Consider the following 21,667-nt stretch of genomic DNA (forward strand, 5'->3'; position numbering starts at 1 on the left):
ACCTAATGACCTAATTCAATAAACCAATTACCATCAACTTTAATTAATTTAAGTTTTTCATTTTTATTCTTATTGTCTTTAAAGACAACATTCATTTCAACCACAGCTAGAGTTTTATCATCATTAAGATATTTTGTTGGCTGATATTCAACTTTATCTACGCCACCATGATTCTCAGCATAGGTTTTCGCTCTGGTTACACTATCTTGTAATTTACCTTTGATCATCATACTAACCTGAGATGATTTTTCACTGTCAGGAATATTTATCATCTTTATTATGGTATCGGCATCACCGCTATACATGGCGCTTACATATTTTTCTGCAACTTTTTCTGGTGAACTTTCACCTGATGAACAGGCAACAGCAAGTAAAGTAAAAAAAAGAATTCCTATATACTGAGCTAATCGTTTCATTGTTTTTCCTAAATAATTTGTTTAATTTGGATCTTATAACTTTCTAACAGTGCAAATAATAATTTAAAAACAGTATGAATAAAGTTTTTTAATTATTGTGTAATGGAATAGTTAATTGCGGTAAGAGGTTATACCACCTAATTGAATAATGCAATAACCAATGAGTTTTTATTAAATTGAATAATAGGGATTTATTAATAATATTAAGGAAAATATTCAAAATTTAACGATTAATCAATTCACTTTATTTGAACTCCCTCAATATTTTTAACCAATCATCACTTAATTTTGCATGAATAGTGAGGGGTTTAAGGGTAATAGGATGGATTATTTTAACGGTGCTAGCATGCAACATAAGACGCTTAACAGCAAAATAATGACTAAAAGCACGATTTTGATGAAGATCACCATGTTTGCTATCACCAATAATGGGATGGAAGATATGTTTAAGATGACGACGTAATTGATGCTTTCGCCCTGTTTGTGGTTTTAATTCAACAAAGCTATATCTTGCTGTTTTATATTTTCCCACTTCGATAGGTAACTCTATTTTGCTAAGACCTTTATAAAAGGTTATGGCATCTTGAGCAGGTTTATCTTTATTGGCAAACTTATCAGCAATCTTATCCAATTCTTCAACTAATGGATAATCGATGACGGCTTCACCATCAACATAACCACGTACAATGGCATGATAAGTTTTCTCAATTTTATTTGAGGCAAATTGTTCCGACAACAGCCTTGCTATCTCACTAGATAAGGCAAAAATGAGTACACCTGAGGTTGGTCTATCTAAGCGATGAATGGGATAGACATGCTGACCAATTTGATCGCGCAACGTTTGCATGACCACGACAGTTTCATGTTTATCAAGCCAGCTCCGGTGCACTAACCACCCTTCTGGCTTGTTGATTACGATTAAATCATTGTCTTGATAGAGAACTTCAAACATTATCTTAAAATTAACTTAATTAAAAAATATTTTCTCAAGTTCAGCGGCAATACTTGAACTATTGTTATCACCAATTGAATAACTCGCTTTTTCTTTGACCTCTTCTTCAGCATTACCCATTGCGATACCTAATCCCGCAATAGTTAACATGCTAATATCATTAAAGCTATCCCCAAAAGCAACGATTTCGCTTAATTTGATATTTTCATGTTCGGCCCAATGCTTTAATCCATTGCCTTTAGTATTTCCTTTTACCGCCACATCAGCACGATTTGACCATGACCATTCACAAGAAAATTCATCAAGCGCATCAACCGCTTTTGAGAAGCGTTTTAATGCTGGAATATCATGACTACTTGTCGCAAATTTAAAAATTAAATCAGCCTGTTCAATAAGTTTTTCGAAGTCATCAACTTTTTTCACTTCCGGTTGTAAAAATTCAGGTAAAGATTTTATCCATTGGAAGAAACCGGCTAAATGATCATCAAGAACTTCATAAGTCATAAATTTGTCGGTATAAATTAAAGTATGGATGCCATGTTGATTAACTAAATTTAACAATGTATGTGCTTGCTGTTTAGTCATTGGTTTTGCAGCAAAGCTTTGTTGTTTTTCAAAATCGTAGAGATAAGTTCCATTACAACAAATCGCTGGTGTTGATAATTTCAATTGATAATAGTATGGATAGATAGCGGTATGATGGCGACCGGAAACCAAAATGACTTTTATTCCTTTATCACTGATTTTTTTTATCATATCTACAGTTTCAGGGAGAACTAATCGGTTACTACCAAGTAAAGTACCATCCATATCAAAGGCGACTGCTTTATATTTCATAAAATCTTTTTTCCCATTATTTAATATATATTGATATTTAATAACCCTGTTGGATTATAAATCGTAATTAATAATAAAAGCTAAAAATCTATCTTCTGGCGACCAATAAATGAATGCGATAATGTAGTGCCATCCACCATTTCAAGCTCACCTCCCACAGGAACACCATGCGCGATGCGAGTGGCTACAATGTTAAATTCACTGCACATTTGAGCAATATAATTGGCAGTAGCGTCACCTTCAATCGTTGGATTGGTGGCTAAAATAACTTCACTTATTGATTCTGATTCTAGTCGCCTTTTTAATAAATCCAAACCAATGTCACTCGGACCGATACCATCGAGTGGCGATAGATGACCAAGTAAAACGAAATAACGACCACTATACTGCCCAGTTTGTTCAATAGCAAAAATATCTGCTGGCGATTCAACCACACAGATTTGATCATTACTTTGTCGTCGAACATTCGCGCAGATATTGCAGATCTCTTGCTCAGTGAAAGTTCGACACTCTTTACAATGACCTATGTTAATCATTGCTTCATTTAACTCTTGAGCTAAATGGAGCCCAGCTTGACGGTTACGTTGTAATAAATGGTAAGCCATTCGTTGAGCCGATTTGGGACCAACCCCTGGTAGGCAGCGAAATGCACTAATAAGTGATTCTAAAAGCGGACTGATTTGCATGAATTATTTTGTTACCACATAGTTATACTAATTAAATAATAATACCTTGTTTCAATTGTCTATAAAACAAAAAATATTCTATTACTTCAATTTAAAATTACTTAGATTTTAAGAAATTTCAATCAAAATTAATTAGTTTAGTTTTTCGAATTTTTATCACTAAGATTTTAGTGATAAAAGATTAGGATCTATAAAGACTAGCATTTAGTTTAATTTTTACTGCGATGATAAAAACTTTTTGACTCCTCCCCTTTCAACAATCGCATAATATTACTGCTATGACGAACAATGATTAAACATGAAAGCATTGTCACAGGCAATGTCAATTCTGGTTTAAATAACCATACATATAAAGGCGCAAAAAGAAAACCGACTATTGCTGCAACGGAAGAATAACCGGTTATCATTAACACTAAAAACCACGTCAAAAGAAAACAACCCGTACAATCAAGCCCAATAGGTGCCATCATTCCTAACGCAGTTGCTACTCCTTTTCCTCCACGAAAACGAAAAAAACAGGGGAAAATGTGTCCAAGACAAGCTGAAATACCAATAATACCTAAAAAGAAAGGTGATATCCCAAGGCGATAAGCAATATAGACCGGAATAGCACCTTTTAACATATCAAAGATTAAAACAAAAACAGCAGGTAATCGTCCATTTATCCTTAATACATTAGTTGCGCCAGGATTATGTGAACCATATAAAGAAGGATTATTTAACTTCATTAAATGGCAAATAATCATAGCGCCAGAAAGTGAACCACAAAGATAAGCGATAATGATCATTAATATAATTTGTAATGCCAAATCCTTTCTCCTAAGGTTTACTTGATCTAGATATATCAGTAGTTATTATTTTTGCTTTTCCAATAATGGTTTCAAATATTGACCAGTATAGGATCTTTTTGAATTAGCCACATCTTCTGGTGTACCTTCAGCGATAATTTCACCACCACCACTTCCGCCTTCTGGACCTAAATCGACAATCCAATCGGCGGTTTTGACAACATCTAAATTATGTTCGATAACCACAATGGTATTACCTTTGTCCCGCAATGAGTGTAATTGAGCAAGCAATTGTTTAACATCAGCAAAATGTAACCCAGTGGTTGGTTCATCTAAAATATAAAGCGTACTACCAGTATCTCGCTTAGATAACTCTTTTGCAAGTTTTACTCGTTGTGCTTCACCACCAGATAATGTCGTTGCTGACTGACCAATTGTGATATAAGCCAGACCCACATCAATTAATGTCTGTAACTTACGGGAAATCATTGGTACCGCGTCAAAAAATTCTCGCCCTTCTTCAACAGTCATATTTAGAATTTCATTAATCGATTTGCCTTTATATTTGATCTCTAATGTTTCACGATTATATCGAGCCCCATGACACTGATCACAAGGTACATAAATATCAGGTAGAAAGTGCATTTCAACTTTAATTAAACCATCGCCTTGGCAAGCTTCACAACGTCCACCTTTAACATTAAAGCTAAAACGACCAGGATTATATCCTCTCGCCCTTGCTTCAGGCACCCCGGCATAAAGTTCACGAATCGATGTGAAAAACCCAGTGTAAGTTGCTGGATTTGAACGTGGTGTCCGCCCTATAGGGCTCTGATCTATCGCAATAACTTTATCGAAAAAGTCCAATCCTTTAATTGATTTATATGGCGCAATTTCGGTTTTTTCTGCACCATTTAATTCGTTTTGAGCTAAAGGATATAAGGTGTCATTAATTAAGGTTGATTTACCTGAACCAGATACACCGGTAATACAAGTAAATAGTCCCACTGGAATATTTAAAGTTACATCTTTAAGATTATTACCAGTCGCACCAATTAACGATAGCATTCTTTTCTTATCAACTTTATGACGCTCTGCTGGGATCTCGATTTTCTCTTTTCCTGAAAGATATTTACCGGTTAATGAATTATTGCATGCCATAATCTGCTTTGGTGTACCTTGAGCGACAACCTCACCGCCATGAATACCTGCTCCTGGACCAATATCAATAACATAATCAGCAGCCATGATCGCCTCTTCATCATGTTCAACAACGATGACGGTATTACCTAAATCTCGTAAGTGAGTAAGCGTATCAATCAAGCGGCTATTATCCCGTTGATGTAAACCAATTGATGGTTCATCAAGCACATACATCACCCCAACAAGCCCAGCACCAATTTGGCTAGCCAGTCGAATTCGCTGCGCCTCGCCTCCGGATAAAGTTTCCGCAGAACGTGACAGGGTTAAATAGTTCAATCCAACATTGATTAAAAATTGTAGACGATCATTAATTTCTTTTAAAATCTTTTCAGCAATTTGAGCTCGTTGTCCAGTTAAAGTGAGTTTATCAAAGAAATCTTTAGCTTGTTGTGTACTTAAATCGCTGATGGTTGGTAAGTTAGTATCATTAATAAATACATGTCGGGCAGTTCTACATAAACGTGAACCTTCACAGCATGGACAAGGACGATTACTGATATACTTAGCTAACTCTTCGCGAATAGTTTGCGAATCAGTTTCTTTATAACGGCGACTAAGATTATTGATAATCCCTTCAAAAGGATGATTACGTTTAACAACATCACCACGATCATTGGTATAAACGAACTGTATTTCTTCGTCACCAGAACCATTTAAGAGAATATCTTTTACTTTTTCAGATAATTTTTGATATGGCTTATCGATATCAAACTTATAATGGTTAGCCAACGATTTTAACATCTGAAAATAGTAAAAATTACGTCTATCCCATCCTTTAATCGCTCCCGCTGCCAATGATACTTCTGGCATCTGAACAACCCGTTTCGGATCAAAATATTGTTGTACACCTAAACCGTCACATTCAGGACAAGCACCAGCAGGATTATTGAATGAGAATAATCTTGGCTCAAGTTCAGAAATGCTATAACCACATAACGGGCAAGCAAAGTTGGCAGAAAACAGATGCTCTTCTGCTTTAGGATCATCCAAGTTAGCGACTTTAACAATACCATTGGTGATGGAAAGTACGGTTTCGATTGACTCCGCCAAACGCAATTTCAAATCATCACGAATACGAAAACGGTCAACAACCACTTCAATGGTGTGCTTTTTCTGAAGTTCAAGTATCGGTGGATCAGACAGATCATATACATCACCATCAACTCGAACGCGAATATAACCACTTGCCGCAAGTTGCTCAAATAATTTAACAAACTCACCTTTACGCTCAGTGACAACCGGCGCAAGTAACATATAACGGTTTTCAGATGGCAACGCCATAATACTATCAACCATTTGTGAAACAGTTTGCGCTGCTAACGGTAGATTATGATTTGGACAACGCGGTTCACCAATACGAGCAAATAAAAGTCGTAAATAGTCATAAATTTCAGTGATGGTACCCACTGTTGAACGGGGATTATGTGATGTTGATTTTTGCTCAATCGAAATAGCAGGCGATAATCCTTCAATATGATCGACATCAGGTTTTTCCATGAGTGACAAAAATTGACGAGCATAGGCCGACAACGACTCAACGTATCGTCTTTGTCCTTCTGCATATAAGGTATCAAATGCTAATGATGATTTACCTGAACCAGAAAGACCTGTAATTACCACCAATTTATCTCTAGGTATAATTACATTTATATTTTTTAAATTGTGTGTTCTTGCACCACGAATATCGATATCTTTAATTGACATAGATCTCTTCTTTTGTGTGTTTATAGATGAATGAAACAAAAATTAACTGTATATTATGCCAGTATTTATTGATTAAATATACAACTATTTAGTTTAATAGTGTCGGTTAGCAGAATTTCAATGATACAAAGCAAAAATCTTAATTAAAAAACACCAATAAAGTATTTTTCTTATTTAAAAAATCCTTTCCTCAACTTTTTCTTAATTGATTAAAACAAAAAGTTATATTTTTATAACTCAAAATTATTGGTTAACTTAATCTATTCATTTTACAATAAAAAAGAGATTTTTTTAAATATAAGGAATAATTTTGAATAACCAAGTCTTACAAGCATTAACTTTATTAAAGTCGAAAAAATGGATAGATTTGACTCATGCTTTTGATCACAATTCGCCCCACTTTTTTATGTTTAAACCTGCTGAAATAAAAACACTATTCGACCACAGCGATGGCTTTTTAGCTCAAAACTTTAGTTTTGCCGGTCAATATGGTACTCATTTGGATGCGCCAATTCATTTTGTTCCTAAAACTCGCTATTTGCATGAACTGGAGTTGCAAGAGCTTGTATTACCATTAATCGTCATCGACCAATCTGAACGAGCTAAGTTAGATCCCAATTTTTCGTTTTCTAAAGATGACGTATTAGCTTTCGAACAGCAGCATGGACAAATTGAAGCTGGTAGTTTTGTGGCGTTACGCACAGACTGGAGTAAGAAATGGCCATCTCAATCTGCGATGGAAAACAAAGATGCCGCTGGAAATAATCAAATTCCTGGCTGGGGACTTGATGCATTGAAATTTTTATTCGAGGAGCGAAAAATTAAAGCTATTGGTCATGAAACTTTTGATACTGATTCAGCGAAAGCATTCCGAGAAAACAATGCGTTAAAAGGTGAATACTATGTTTTAGAGCAAGACACTTATCAAGTTGAGTTAATGACCAATTTAGATCAAGTGCCAGCTAAAGGATCGGTGATCTTTAATATTGTTGCCAAACCGAATAATGCTTCAGGTTTTCCGGTACGCTCTTTTGCCATACTGCCGTAATAGTTATTAGGCTCTAAAATCAAGATTATATTTTCGTTAATTTGAAATAAAAAACGGTCAATAATGACCGTTATTTTATTAACCTTCAATTAATTTTGGTGTAGCATCTAACGGAATAATAGCGCCACGATATTGAATCACAGTACCAGCAACTAAGTGACCTTGGCTTGCTGATTGTGAAGGATTCTGACCACTTAAACGCGCCGCTAAATAACCAGCACTAAATGAATCTCCCGCCGCAGTTGTATCTATAACATCTTCTTTGGCGATTTTGTTAGCAGGTACCTCAAAACGTCCTTCCAAAGAGTCAATAATACAACTATCGCTACCACGTTTAATCACAACTTCGCTAACACCAAATTTCTTGGTGCGCTCAATAACTTGTTCATAAGGTAATTTACCCCATAATAAGTCTTCATCATCGAGAGTTAAAAACGCAATATCAGTAAAAGATAAAATATCAGAATAAACGCTACGCGCTAAATCTAAGCTACTCCATAAACGAGGACGGAAGTTATTATCAAAAATCACTTTACCGCCATTGGCTTTAACTTGTTTTAATAGATCTAATAATTTAATAATACTTTCTGCATCTAAAATCGCGATACTAATACCACTTAAATAGACATAATCACATTTAGCGATTTGTTCAGCAACTTGGGCTGTTTCAGCTGTTTTTAACCAAAATTTAGCCGCTGCATCATTACGCCAATAATAAAAAGAGCGCTCACCTTGATCATCAGTCACAATCGAATAAAGTCCCGGCATTTTATCCGACATTCTTTGTACTAAATCAGTTGAAACATGCTCTTTTTGCCAGCTATCAAGCATCTCTTGACTAAAAGGATCGGTTCCTAAACCTGTCACATAGTGAATAGAAAAATCTTTATTTTTTAATAAACGAGATAAATAAACTGACGTATTAAGAGTATCTCCGCCAAAGCTACGGGTTGTTGAATCTTGTTTTATTGAAAGTTCAATCATACATTCGCCAATAACAGCGATTTTTGTTGTCATAGTGCTACCTAAAATCCTTACTTCTACTTATAAATAATCTAATGCGATTTTTACCACAACTTTCCGAACATTTGCAATCTTATTGTCGACTGCACAAAGCGGTTTGTGTACTTCATTCGGTAAAAATACAATAAAATCGTCTTGCTGTAATACTAACATAGTTTCTTCGTCAGGTGTTTTGATGAAAGCAATATCATTCTCAGTTATTTTATCATCTAATACTTGCGTATGCGGAGGTAGAGTAGAAACAGCCATCCCTTCTTGACCATCTAAAACAATCTGCACATCGATATACTTCTTATGATACTCAGGATTGGCTTCATGAATATATCTTAATGAATTATCAGACACAACAAAGAACATATTATCACCATCAATATCATAACGACCAGCTGGTGTATTGTTATTAACATTGTCTTTTACATATTCAATTGATTGTTTAATCTTGGTAGGCAAATAAGGAATTAAATCCAAATGATTAATATTACCTAAAATCATACTTAACGGTCCTTAACAGATAAATTGATGCAATAACTATTTTTATACGCTTCTACATATAACTTTGGAAGCATAAAATCTTTAGGCAAGAGTATATACTCAAGCGATGTTTTTTTGTAGATCATTTATTAATAAGTATAACGACATTTTATAATTTTTATGAGATGTTAAAATTTATCATGATAATAAAAACAACAAATAAAAACATTTATTATAAATTTAGCAATTTAATCATTAAAAAATCCTGTATTGAAAAAAATGTTAAAGTTTAGAACAAGATTATCAATCTATTAAAACTATTGATGGTTATCAATTATCTGATGATTACATTCGACGTATTTCTAACGATTATCTAACTAACGGTGAAATTGACTGTGACTAAGTCATATAAGTGTTTATAAAAAAATGGAATGTCTACCCTTTTTCATACAACAAAATTAAGGGGTGACTGTTTATTAAATGCCATCGGCGTCAAATAACCTAATGATGAATGCAGCCGATTGTTGTTGTACCAATATGCATAAGCAGAAAAACGTTGTCGTAGTTCATTGGTATTGGTGAATATCTCATTTTTGACAAATTCCGTTTTAATTGTCTTAAATGTCGCTTCAGCAACGGCATTATCGTAAGGACATCCTTTATGGCTCAATGAGCGAGTGATACCAAATACCTCAAAACAACTATCGAGTAATTGATTATCAAACTCTTTTCCTCGGTCTGAATGAAATAGTGCGATTGAGGATAATGGTGCTTTAATTTGGCTTAGTGCTTGCATAACAAGCTCGGCTGTTTTGTGTTGTCCAACACTGAATCCGGTTATCTTTCGTGCTGAGAGTTCGAGTAATACACACAGATAATTCCATTTTTGCCCCACTTTTATATAAGTCAAATCAGCGACTATAACATTTGCTTTTACACCTACAGTAAAATTTCGCTGTAATACGTTGGCAATCGCAACGGAATTAACTTCTTTAGAACGGTTTTTATACCGTTTTACGGTATATTTTGATTTCAATGATAATGCTTTCATGACTTTAGCCACATAACGACGCGATACGATTATACCTTGATTTGACAACGCTTTTCGTATCCTTCGCGTACCATAAGATTGATAACTACGATTAAAAATAGATTGAATCTCTTGTGCATACTTTAAAACTTTTTTTTCAAGGCGTGTTTTGCACTGATAATAAAAGTAATGCCTTGATACACCTAAACATCGACACAACCAACTCAATGAATGGCGATGTCGATTTGATTGTATCACTGCGATTTTCGTGCCATTATCAGTGCGGCTTGCTTTAGGATATCGTTTTCCATCAATAATCGTTTATTCTCCTTGCGCAGGGCGAGTAACTCATTATCTTCAGTACTTCGATTATCTTTAGTTTTGAATGAACCTGTTGTGGAGTATTGTGTTATCCATCTATCTAATGCTGATGGCGTTAACTCATACTGTAAAACTAATTCACTGCGGGTTTTACCTTGTTGATAGAGCGTTACCATCTGCTGTTTAAAATCATCTGTATAGGTTCGTCTTTCTCGTCGTTTTATTTTCATGGTATTTTCCTTTTTTAGAATAGTTTATCTTATCCCTTAAAAAAGTTGTACGAATTAGTGTAGCCTATCCAAAATTATCGATAATAACCTTCCATATACCTTAATTCTTGAAGATGATTCTGTTTTGAAAACAAAAAGTACCCAAATTTTTGAAAAGTTTTGAACAGAAATTTTTAAACACAGAATTTATCTACTTACTGCGGATTTTCATTATTTGATGAATAAAAAGTCAAGATTGGCGATTTGAAACTGTTTTGTAAATACCCCAAACCTAGTACAAGATTCAAGTAGAAAATCATGCTGCTTGTTTTAGTGTTTTATACTCAATCGGTGTCATGTTATTTAATGCCTCATGCGGTCTTTCGGTATTATAAATCGTTAACCATTCTTCGGTTATTCTCCTTGCTTGTGCTAAGTTGTTAAAAAGATATAAATCGAGTACTTCAGTACGATAGGTACGATTAAATCGTTCAATATAGCCATTTTGATAAGGACTACCGGGCTGGATATAATCAATGGCTATATCATGGGATTTAGCCCAGTTTATAAAGGTTTTTCCTGTAAATTCTGGCCCATTATCGACTCGTATTTTTAATGGATACCCATGATATTCAGCCAATTTATCTAAGTAACTCTCCCTGCTGGTAAGCTTACAGCTATATCAATGCCTAGCGCCTCACGATTAAAGTCATCGATGACATTGAATGTCCTAAAGTGACGTTGATTACAACTACTGTCACTCATAAAATCCATTGACCAACATTCACCTTGTTTATTGGCTGCTGATAGCCTTTCTGGAGTTCGTGGAGGAATGCGTTTTTTACGCTTTACCCTGAGATTAAGCTTTAATTCACAATACACCCGATATACTCGTTTATGATTCCATTTATAGCCGAGCTTTCTGATACGATTAAAGCATTTAGGAAAGCCCCAGCGTAAATGCCGGTCTGTGATAGCATTCAACACCGAAACAATCACCGAATCATCCAGTAACTTAGGTTGATAATAGTAAGCACAACGGCTTAAGCCAACAATGGCACAACTCATAGCGATAGTAATAGAATGATTTTGTTGTAGTTGCTGTGCCCACGTTTTACATGCTTTTGTGGGCACTAAAGCTTTTTTATAATTTCTTCCTGAAGCTGGGATTTTAAGCTCAGTTCGGCAAACATCTGCTTAAGCTTACCGTTTTCAGCCTCAAGCTCCTTTAAGCGTTTGATATCCGAAGTTTCCATTCCGCCATATTTTTCCCGCCATTTATAGAAAGTTGAATTACCCATGCCATATTTACGACAGAGCTCTTTGACAGGAATACCCGCTTCAGCTTCTTTTAAAATAGCTACTATTTGATGTTCAGTCATTTTTTTCATAATTAAATCCCCTTTACTTTTATCATAGAGAATTTTCTACTTTTTTGCTGTACTATTTTAGGGGATAGTTACAATTGAAAGAAGCAAAAAACCAGTAATACAATTAATATCACTGGCTTTTACATACACTTATTATAATTAACAACTAAAAAAATCTTTACTCCCACTCTATAGTCCAAGGCGGTTTGCCGCTGATGTCGTATAAAACTCGTGATATGCCATTTACTTCATTGATAATTCGGTTTGATACTCTTCCTAAAAAGTTGTAAGGAAGGTGAACTCGGTGGTTTAAATATTTTAACTATGTAAGTAACAGATCGTAGTTATATTACTTTACTATTGTTCAATCCCATATTTTAATAATTCAAAAATGAATATTTATTAATGTTTTTATGATATAATTACTCAAAAATAAATAATTAATAGTAAATCAAATGAATTTTAATTTAGCAACTGAGATAGAAATCATTCAAATCCTTTCAACTCGATTAAGAAAATATCGCTTAACAAAGAATATGACGCAAAAAGAGTTAGCTTTTGCTGCTGATGTTGGATTTTCGACAATACAACGATTAGAAAACGGTCAAAGTGTCTCTTTAGATTCTTTTGTCAAAATTGTCATGGCGTTAGGTGCTGTACAAGAATTATCACCGCTTTTTTTCAAAAAAATGTCGAGTATTGCTGATTTAGAGCAAGATTATCAATTAAAACAACGCCAACGTGTAAGAAAGTAACGAATCGCAATTAAAGAGATTTTATGAAAAAATTAAATGTTTTTTATAATGGTTGGGGCAAATCCATACACTATGGTACGTTAGTCGAAAAGGATCAAAAGATCTATTTTGAGTTTACTACAAAGGCTTTAGAATCCGATATTCAATTATCTCCAATACAAACACCATTATCACTAGGTTTATTCAGTGATTTTCCAAAACATCAAGATAATTTACCCGGTTTTATTGCCGATTGTCTACCAGATGGATGGGGAAAATTGTTAGTTGATAGATTTTTGTTGAAAGTACATAACATCCCTGCCCACCAAATAACACCTTTACAACGTTTAGCATTGGTTGGCGATCGTGCGATAGGCGCACTCTCTTTTGTTCCGGCAGAGTTAATAGCAAACGATCATGATCATTTACTGGGTTTAGCACAATTATCAAATCATATACAGCAGGTGGTAAATGATAAAGATACTGATGCATTACTACAGCTTGTTTTGGTAGGAGGTTCGCCTCAAGGAGCTAGACCTAAATCAATGGTTCGTTATAACACCGAAACAAAGCATATAAGTACTGAAGCAACTGCAACCGGTGAAGATTGGTTAGTTAAATTTCCTGCGAAACAAGATCATTTAGAAGTATGTGCCATAGAAAATATCTATTCAAATTTAGCTCGGGATATTGGAATTACTGTTCCATCCACACAATACTTTAATCTTGATAAGAAATATTCAGCATTTGCAATTAAGCGTTTTGATCGAACTAACGAAGGGTTGAGAATACCTTTATTGACAGTTGCTGGAGCACTTGACTTAAATTTTCGTATAGCTAATTTTGATTATAGGGATTTATTAAGACTTACTCGTGCAATTACGCAAAATAAACAAGAAGTGTATGCCATGTTATTACGTATCCTTTTTAATATCATTTTTAATAATCGCGATGATCATACTAAAAATTTTTCATTTATGATGGATAAAAATCAACAATGGCATATTTCGCCTGCTTATGACCTAACCTTTAACGAAGGTCCTAACGGTTACCATCAAATGGCGGTAATGGGCGAGGCAAAGTGTCCAACCAAACAAGATGTGATAAAGCTAATAAAAGATTCTGCATTAGACATTAACAAATGTAATCATCTTATTGATATTGTTATTTCTAAAGCTTTGACTTTTAAGCAGCATGCTTTATGTCATGGTGATATTCGAAAACAAACTATTAATCAGATAGATAAAAAAATAAAAGAGAATGTTAACAATTTAAAATAAATAGATTTTTTTAGTATTATTAAAAAGCCAGAAATTATATGAAGTGACCCCCAATAGTTGGACAACCAATTACTGAGGGTCTTTTTATGTCAAAATATAGTCGAGATTTAAAAATTATCATAGCTAATGAATTCTTATCAGGAGAATCATCGAAAATTCTTTCAAAAAAATATGCGATATCTTCTCGTCAGATTCGATATTGGTCCCAAGTGGTTGCGATTCATGGTGATAACGCCTTTCAACCAACACCTCATTTACGTCATGCCGAAGCAAGATTACAAGCATTAAAATTAATGTGGACAAATAATTGGTCTCTCGGGCACACTAGTGCTATGCTTAATTTAAGTTCCCCCGGTCTTCTATTTGTTTGGCTTGATAGATATCATAAAAAAGGTTTCCGAGGGCTTGAATATCGTTCCAGAGGAAGACCCTGTATGAAGCGAACCCGTATTGAACCAACTCACAGTGATGACGAAAAAACAATTGAAGAATTAAAAGAGGAAATTGCTTATCTACGAGCAGAAAATGCTGTTCTAAAAAAGTTCGAAGAGCTGAAGCAAGCAAAACGTCAACAAACAAAGAAAAAACGTTAGTTGTTTTAGCTCTTAAATATCAGTATTCCTTAAAACATTTGCTATCAGCAACAAAACTGGCAAAAAGTGTTTTTTATTATCATGTTAATAGGTTGAAAATGCCGTCTGCTTATGAAAATGAGTTAAAACGTATAGAATCGATTTACCATGAACATAAAGGGCGTTATGGATATCGGCGAATTCATTTAGCGTTGATAAATGAAGGAATTAAGCTCAATCATAAAACAGTACAACGATTAATGGTTCAGCTTAATCTCAAATCGACAGTAAGACCTAAAAAATATCGTTCTTATCGTGGAGAGACTGGTAAAACAGCCGCTAATTATCTTAAAAGAGATTTTGAATCATCGAGACCGAATGAAAAATGGGTAACGGATGTCACAGAATTTAAGGTAAATGAACAGAAAATTTACCTATCGCCCATTATCGATTTATATAATCAAGAAGTAATCGCTTATAAAGTGGCTAAAAATGCACGTTTGACCTTGGTGACAGATATGCTTAAAAAAGGGATATCACGATTAAAACAGTGTGAAAAACCGTTACTACATAGTGACCAAGGCTGGCAATATAGAAATCGCCATTATCAGAAGCTACTGGCTAATAATGGCATCAAACAAAGTATGTCCAGAAAGGGAAATTGTTTAGATAATGCGGTAGCTGAAAACTTTTTTGGTCTATTAAAATCAGAAATGTACCATGGACAATGCTTTAAAGATGCAGATGAATTGATTGAAAAAATAGAAGAATATATAGAATACTACAACACCAAACGGATTAAAGCCAAATTAAAAGGCCTGACTCCGGTTGAATTTCGAAATCAGGCCTTACAAGCCGCTTAATCAAAGTGTCCAACTTTATGGGGTCACTTCATATATCACTGGCTTTTTAAATATTGATTTATATTAATAACAAAAAGAGAACATTACTCCCACTCAATAGTTGCAGGCGGTTTGCCGCTGATATCATAAACCACTCGTGATATGCCATTAACTTCGTTGATGATACGGTTTGATACTCTTCCTAAAAAGTCGTAAGGAAGATGCGCCCAATGGGCGGTCATGAAGTCGATGGTTTCAACCGCACGCAGTGAGACAACCCAATCATAGCGACGGCCATCGCCCATAACGCCAACCGAGCGTACCGGTAGAAATACGGTAAATGCTTGGCTAACTTTGTGATATAAATCAGCTTTATAGAGTTCTTCGATGAAAATCGCATCAGCTTGCCTTAATAAATCACAATACTCTTTTTTCACTTCACCTAATACGCGTACGCCTAAACCCGGTCCAGGGAATGGATGACGATATAGCATATCGTATGGTAAACCAAGTTCCAGACCGACTTTACGTACTTCGTCTTTGAATAATTCACGTAACGGTTCAACTAAGCCCAATTTCATATCTTCAGGTAATCCACCGACATTGTGGTGAGATTTGATGACATGGGCTTTACCGGTGTTAGCCGCCGCAGATTCAATAACATCAGGATAAATAGTCCCTTGAGCAAGCCATTTTACATCTTTAAGTTTTGCTGCTTCTTCATCGAAAACTGCGACAAATTCACGACCAATGATTTTACGTTTAGCTTCTGGATCGGCTTCACCTTTTAGTGCGGCCATAAAGCGATCTTCAGCATTAACAGCAATAATATTTAAACCAAATTTATCACCAAACATCTCCATTACTTGCTGTGCTTCATTTAAACGTAGTAAACCCTGATCCACAAAAACGCAAGTTAGTTGATCGCCGATGGCTTGATGTAATAAAAGTGCGGTAACAGATGAATCAACGCCACCAGAAAGACCTAATAATACTTTATCTTGGCCAACTTTCTCTTTAATACGTGCCACTGCATCAGTAATAATTGAAGAAGGTGTCCACAATTTTTCACAATGACAAATATCGATAACAAAGCGTTGTAATAATTCAAATCCTTTAACAGTATGGGTTACCTCTGGATGGAACTGCACACCATAAAACTGTTTTTCATCATTTGCCATAATGGCAAATGGACAGGATTCTGTTTGACCGATTACGGTAAATGTGTCAGGTAAAGCAGTGACTTTATCACCATGACTCATCCAAACATCGAGTTGATTAACACCAGCATCATTTGTGCTATCTAAAATACCTTCAGTTAATTTAGAGGTTGCAACGATATCAACTTTAGCATAACCAAATTCGCGTTGATCAGATGCTGTAACTTGCCCGCCCTTACCTAACTGGATCGCCATCGTTTGCATACCGTAGCAGATACCTAACACAGGCACGCCTGCGTTAAACACGTATTGCGGTGCTCTAGGGCTATTTTTCTCGGTAGTACTTTCCGGACCACCCGATAAAATGATACCTTTAGGATTAAACTGTTTAATTTTCTCTTCCGAAACATCCCATGGCCACAGTTCACAATACACACCTATTTCGCGAACTCGTCGAGCAATTAATTGCGTTACTTGTGAACCAAAATCCAAAATCAATATACGCTGTTGGTGGATGTCTTTATTCATCAATTTTAATTCCTAAAATATGGGCTAATACAAAAATTGGAGGCTATTGTATCATCTAATCATTATGCTTAAATAGCGTAGCAGTATTTTTTTTGTATATTGTGTCTATGTATTAATAGATCGATAACTTGCTTCGAGAAATGAACTGCGTAAAGGAGATAATTCTATAGACATGTGAAGTAAGAGTTATAGAAAATTTTAGAAGATAGTTTATGAATAATAAAAATATATATACGTAGCAATTATGGAGCAAATTACTACGTATATATAAATAGATAAAACTAAGCAACTTTATGAATTACCTGTGATACTACCATTTGTGCTCAACACCAATATTACCGCGATAACCTTGATGTTTAGCACTACTGAAATTATGTTCGAAGCGCGCATCACCATATAAATAGGTATCTTTAACTATTGGTGTTTTTGCGCCTAAACCAATTTCCCCCCAACTACTGTTATATTTTTCACTTAAACGGTCTCTACCCACTTCAATACTACTTGGTTTAATAAAATCGTGCCAAACATTGGCTATAGTATAAAAAGAAGAGATTTGTTGTGATTGCGCCAGGTCATTGTAAGCCAATCGAACACCAATGCGACCACGAAGTAGTTTTTGGTTATTTTGATCCACACTTCGATATTTATCCTTAAAGTTATCCAAATCAATATATTGATAGACAAGCTGCATTTGTGGTTCCATTGACCAGTCACTTTGCTTAATATTATTTGGGCCAAAATTAAAGGCATATCCAGCTTCTGCGGAAACCGCTACACCAAAGCCATTTTGGTGAATTGAACTAGTGCTTTTATGCGCATCATATTTGTTTCGTAATGCCGAGAATTGGCCAACTAAATCGATGTAACTATTATCAACTGAAAAATAAGTATTAGTTATTCCAAGGCTAAATGCTTCCGAGGTACCTTTACCTGTTTTTTTGTTATGAGCAATTAAACCATTAACAGCACGATATTTATCGGAAAAATCAGTATTGGCTTTGGTATATGAAAAATAGGCACCGATATAATTGTGACTACCATCGGCAAATAAATTATTTACTAGATCATGACCAAGTTGTAATCCGTAGACATCAGTTTCTAAATTCAGCCGTTTTTTCCCATCTAATTTTAGATGTTTTCCTAATATTCTTCCCCATGTTTCACTTAGATAGTTATCACAGGTACTACAATTTGCTAAATTAAAATTGGTATAGCTACCTCTACGTTCATGCAAAGTACCAATACTTAATAAACCTTGCTCTTGGTTTACTCGCGGCATTGAAACATATCCAGCCACTGCATGTGAATAAATCACTTTTTTCGGTGGCGCCGGAGGCACTGGTGGTGATGGCGGTTCTGGTGGTGACGGTGGTTCCGGCGGTGACGGTGGTTCCGGCGGTGACGGTGGTGTTGGCGGTTCTGGTGGTGACGGCGGTACCGGTGGTGACGGTGGTTCCGGCGGTGACGGTGGTGTTGGCGGTTCTGGTGGTGACGGCGGTACCGGTGGTGACGGTGGTACCGGTGGTGACGGTGGTACCGGTGGTGTTGGCGGTTCTGGCGGCGACGGCGGTCCCGGTGGTGTTGGCGGTTCTGGTGGCGATGGCGGTCCCGGTGGTGTTGGCGGTTCTGGTGGCGATGGCGGAGTTACTGGCTTAGCAGCCTCCATCGTCCAATAGTATTCATCACCATTAGCTGTTTGGCGTTTTGCTAATTGAATTTCAGTCGCACCTTTGGTTTGAGCATCTCCAGTAAAATTGTTTACGGTGGTTGATTTTTCTATTTTAATAATCGGTATACTATTCAATACTGTAGCAACTTGATGTATATTGCCATCAATAACATTTTCATCGCCATTGGTATCAACAGGTATGATTTTGGTCAAACCCTTAACTTCACCCATAATTTTCAGTAAGTCTGATTGCGAATTGTTAGCATAAGTATCACTTGGATTATTCCATAATGTATTCATCTTAACTATCGCATTATTGGATGCAAAATAGTTACCTTGAATGGTTAAAATATCATTATATTCTCCATGTGAACGGTTATCCATGTTGATAATGCCACCATTATTGGTTACATTGCCTTGTAAAACAAATTCATTATCGCCGGCATTATCAAATGCCGCATTAAGTACTGCGCCATTGGCTAAGGTCAAATTATCAAATAATGCGGTTTTATTTGCGCCATTTGCTTTCAAATTCCAAGTAAAACCATTATTTAAGTTTAAATTAAGTGATGGCGTTTTATCAGTATCTAATACTTCACCCTCTTCAGTTTTAACTAACCCTTTATAAACTAGCCCAGTCATACTACCTTTATCAGAAGCATTAAAGGTAACCGATGACGCTTGATAGGCATCATGGTTCTGTTCATCACCAGTTTGATCATAAATGTTAGAAAAGAATTGATATCCAGGAGCGGTATAATTGCCACTCACATTGATAATATAACCAGCATCATTTGCCGTAAGATCTGTTTTATCACCACTGAATGATAAAACGGTATTGACTTGCCCTTGATCGACAAATATTAAATCTTTACGCCCTACCGAACCACTAATAACAGGATCAGCACTGGTACCATTAGTAGTAAATATGGCATTTTTAAAGCTGGCACTAACATTATGTGAGGCCGCTTGTTCAAATTCGCCATTTGAATTAGTATCATCATGGGTACCTATTTCAAGTGCATAACCATTGGTCTTGATAATTGTCGAACTAGCATCATAATCAGCTTTTAATAAAGAATTTCGCACCATTTTGATACCAGAACCATTTAAAGCATTAGTCGTATCAATGGTGAGTTCACCATGAGATTCTAAAATACCGGGGCCTTCCCCCATATTACGTGTCTTACCTAATTTTATGCCACTACTGTCCCAATCTATTGATGAACTATCACTACCTTTATTCAACACAATACTATTCTTAGCACCTTTTAAAATCACTATTGGCGTCAATTGACCATTAGAACCTGTCTCGATGGCTCCCTTATAATTGCTTGCATTACCAGATACATAAATACCTACAGCACGATTACCTGTCAACGTCATATCCAAATCATCATTAACAATAACTCGACCGGTTGAACCATCACCACTATTAGTATATGCACCTTGAATAGCGCGAATACCATTATTTAATAACGGTGAAGTTTTACCTCCTGATGTTGTTTGGTTGATTGTCAGTTTATCGACTGTAATTGTGCTATATTTACCATTATAGGTGTTTCCTTCAGCTGAATTAACGGCTGAGCCAGCTAATATTCCATAAGCTTCAACCCCACCACTAGAGTTTTGACCACGGGTATAATTATCGTTTATATTTAATGCAACATCTTTAGCGGTTATATCGACGTTGTTGTAGGTGATCAACCCCAACACATTACCATTATTATTAATAGTAAAATTTAAATTACCAGCATTAATTGAACTACCGTAAACACCATAAGTATATTGGTTACCTAAACCGGTATAATCGCCTCTGACATTTGCAGTAAGGGTTGTATCACCAACATTAAGTTGTTCATGTAATTTACTCCTTGTTAAAATATAAAAACTTGCATTACCGGTTTGCGTTACAGTTGCCTCCTTTATATTATTGCAACTAGGGTTATTTTGACCGACTAAATATGATCCATTAGCACTCGGTGTACAATCTAACGCAAAAGACGAGGCGGAGGCAGACAAAATTGAAACCGTTATCATTACTTTACTAACACGTCGTGTCAATTCAGAACAAACTATGCTAGTACCAGTAATAAAATTATATTTAGTTTGGTATATTCGATTCATAATTTAATCCTTATAGACTCTAACATTGAACTTTTTTTACGACAGTTTTTGTTTTCGATTTGTGATAACCAAAAAAGCAGAGATTATTTTTTAGGACTTTTTTACATATTGATTTCATTAAGAGAGATTCATTCAATCCAAATGGACAAAAAAAAGATAAAAGCCATAAATTTTTGCTATCATCTTTGGTATTGCATTGAACAAAATTTATATAACTATCAGTTTTATTTAAATATTGCCATTCTTCATCTGAGTTCAAATAAGCCCAATTGAGATAACCCAAGGGTCGGTTATTTTTAATGAGTAAAATGAAATTTTTAGACTGAATGATAGGTAGTAATGTTTCCACCGCCGAGTTTATGGCAGCATTTCGGTAATATGAGTTTCTGTTCCACAACCAAACCATAGCACCTAATACTTCTGCCTCATTCCATGAGGTGTCATGATATATATTTGGTGCAATAACTCTTATGGAGTCATGATTAAGACAGTTCATTTCGTTCTACCTTTTGTAAAATTAATGAGAAATTGATCTATTTGGAAAAATAAAACCTAATTTTTTTAATGTAGAAATAGAGACGCAAAATAATCATTTTTTTAATTAGATAATTAAAGAGGTGAGGCATAACAGCAAATGTAACCACATGATTGAATTACAAAAATATAGGTTACAAATAAAAAATTATTTAAATATTAA

Annotated in this window: 18 protein-coding genes and 2 pseudogenes; 5 read left to right on the forward strand and 15 right to left on the reverse strand. The window is 35.3% G+C overall.

Features of this window, described 5'->3' with window-relative positions:
- Positions 1-2: 2 nt before the first annotated feature.
- The 6 genes from AC5LXV_RS10960 to uvrA form a co-directional block, all read right to left on the reverse strand.
- On the reverse strand, positions 3-416 hold the full coding sequence (locus AC5LXV_RS10960) for a DUF4878 domain-containing protein (RefSeq protein WP_493466432.1): 414 nt from the start codon (positions 414-416) through the stop codon (positions 3-5).
- 244 nt (positions 417-660) lie between these two features.
- Complete coding sequence (truC, locus tag AC5LXV_RS10965) at positions 661-1,368, reverse strand: tRNA pseudouridine(65) synthase TruC (RefSeq protein WP_493466433.1); 708 nt, start codon at positions 1,366-1,368, stop codon at positions 661-663.
- A gap of 15 nt (positions 1,369-1,383) precedes the next feature.
- The gene (locus tag AC5LXV_RS10970) at positions 1,384-2,205 is read right to left on the reverse strand and encodes a pyridoxal phosphatase (protein WP_493466434.1); all 822 of its coding nucleotides are present in this window, start codon (positions 2,203-2,205) and stop codon (positions 1,384-1,386) included.
- 80 nt (positions 2,206-2,285) lie between these two features.
- Positions 2,286-2,891, reverse strand: a complete 606-nt coding sequence (gene recR / locus AC5LXV_RS10975) for a recombination mediator RecR (RefSeq protein WP_110433353.1) — start codon at positions 2,889-2,891, stop codon at positions 2,286-2,288.
- 209 nt (positions 2,892-3,100) lie between these two features.
- Positions 3,101-3,700 (reverse strand): glycerol-3-phosphate 1-O-acyltransferase PlsY, encoded by a 600-nt coding sequence (gene plsY, locus AC5LXV_RS10980; protein WP_493466435.1) that lies wholly within the window; start codon positions 3,698-3,700, stop codon positions 3,101-3,103.
- Positions 3,701-3,745: 45 nt separating this feature from the next.
- A complete protein-coding gene (gene uvrA, locus AC5LXV_RS10985) occupies positions 3,746-6,580 on the reverse strand; it encodes an excinuclease ABC subunit UvrA (protein WP_493467995.1) in 2,835 nt (944 codons plus the stop codon).
- A 316-nt stretch (positions 6,581-6,896) separates the two neighbouring features.
- Between uvrA and AC5LXV_RS10990 the strand changes: the two genes are divergently transcribed.
- Complete coding sequence (locus AC5LXV_RS10990) at positions 6,897-7,634, forward strand: cyclase family protein (protein ID WP_493444835.1); 738 nt, start codon at positions 6,897-6,899, stop codon at positions 7,632-7,634.
- A 78-nt stretch (positions 7,635-7,712) separates the two neighbouring features.
- Here AC5LXV_RS10990 and kdgK read toward each other — a convergent pair whose 3' ends face one another.
- From kdgK to AC5LXV_RS11020, 6 genes and pseudogenes are all read right to left on the reverse strand, one after another.
- Positions 7,713-8,651, reverse strand: coding sequence for a 2-dehydro-3-deoxygluconokinase (gene kdgK, locus AC5LXV_RS10995; RefSeq protein ID WP_493466436.1), 939 nt, complete (start codon positions 8,649-8,651; stop codon positions 7,713-7,715).
- A gap of 27 nt (positions 8,652-8,678) precedes the next feature.
- Complete coding sequence (locus AC5LXV_RS11000) at positions 8,679-9,149, reverse strand: NanQ anomerase/TabA/YiaL family protein (RefSeq protein ID WP_493466437.1); 471 nt, start codon at positions 9,147-9,149, stop codon at positions 8,679-8,681.
- 424 nt (positions 9,150-9,573) lie between these two features.
- The gene (locus AC5LXV_RS11005; protein ID WP_493466438.1) at positions 9,574-10,416 is read right to left on the reverse strand and encodes an IS3 family transposase; all 843 of its coding nucleotides are present in this window, start codon (positions 10,414-10,416) and stop codon (positions 9,574-9,576) included.
- Positions 10,413-10,709 (reverse strand): transposase, encoded by a 297-nt coding sequence (locus AC5LXV_RS11010; protein WP_303803345.1) that lies wholly within the window; start codon positions 10,707-10,709, stop codon positions 10,413-10,415. Before AC5LXV_RS11010 ends, AC5LXV_RS11005 begins: the two co-directional genes overlap by 4 nt.
- Before the next feature lie 295 nt (positions 10,710-11,004).
- Positions 11,005-12,079 (reverse strand): annotated as a pseudogene (locus AC5LXV_RS11015) (IS3 family transposase).
- A gap of 157 nt (positions 12,080-12,236) precedes the next feature.
- Positions 12,237-12,365: pseudogene (locus AC5LXV_RS11020) on the reverse strand (GMP synthase (glutamine-hydrolyzing)); the annotation flags it as partial.
- A gap of 148 nt (positions 12,366-12,513) precedes the next feature.
- On the opposite strand from AC5LXV_RS11020, the gene AC5LXV_RS11025 reads away from it, so the two are divergent.
- The 4 genes from AC5LXV_RS11025 (at position 12,514) to AC5LXV_RS11040 (ending at position 15,507) form a co-directional block, all read left to right on the forward strand.
- On the forward strand, positions 12,514-12,813 hold the full coding sequence (locus AC5LXV_RS11025) for a helix-turn-helix domain-containing protein (protein WP_493466439.1): 300 nt from the start codon (positions 12,514-12,516) through the stop codon (positions 12,811-12,813).
- Positions 12,814-12,836: 23 nt separating this feature from the next.
- Positions 12,837-14,072, forward strand: coding sequence for a type II toxin-antitoxin system HipA family toxin (locus AC5LXV_RS11030; protein ID WP_493466440.1), 1,236 nt, complete (start codon positions 12,837-12,839; stop codon positions 14,070-14,072).
- An 86-nt stretch (positions 14,073-14,158) separates the two neighbouring features.
- On the forward strand, positions 14,159-14,665 hold the full coding sequence (locus AC5LXV_RS11035) for a helix-turn-helix domain-containing protein (protein WP_493466441.1): 507 nt from the start codon (positions 14,159-14,161) through the stop codon (positions 14,663-14,665).
- Positions 14,563-15,507: an IS3 family transposase gene (locus tag AC5LXV_RS11040; protein WP_493467996.1), complete on the forward strand. Its 945-nt coding sequence runs from the start codon at positions 14,563-14,565 to the stop codon at positions 15,505-15,507. Before AC5LXV_RS11035 ends, AC5LXV_RS11040 begins: the two co-directional genes overlap by 103 nt.
- A gap of 83 nt (positions 15,508-15,590) precedes the next feature.
- Here AC5LXV_RS11040 and guaA read toward each other — a convergent pair whose 3' ends face one another.
- The 3 genes from guaA to AC5LXV_RS11055 form a co-directional block, all read right to left on the reverse strand.
- Entirely contained in the window at positions 15,591-17,174 is a 1,584-nt protein-coding gene (gene guaA / locus AC5LXV_RS11045) for a glutamine-hydrolyzing GMP synthase (RefSeq protein ID WP_493466442.1), read from the reverse strand.
- 310 nt (positions 17,175-17,484) lie between these two features.
- Positions 17,485-20,970 (reverse strand): autotransporter outer membrane beta-barrel domain-containing protein, encoded by a 3,486-nt coding sequence (locus AC5LXV_RS11050; RefSeq protein ID WP_493466443.1) that lies wholly within the window; start codon positions 20,968-20,970, stop codon positions 17,485-17,487.
- A gap of 19 nt (positions 20,971-20,989) precedes the next feature.
- A complete protein-coding gene (locus AC5LXV_RS11055; protein WP_493444841.1) occupies positions 20,990-21,466 on the reverse strand; it encodes a toxin-activating lysine-acyltransferase in 477 nt (158 codons plus the stop codon).
- Positions 21,467-21,667 lie beyond the last annotated feature (201 nt).

The sequence above is a fragment of the Gilliamella sp. LMG 34359 genome (assembly GCF_984569085.1).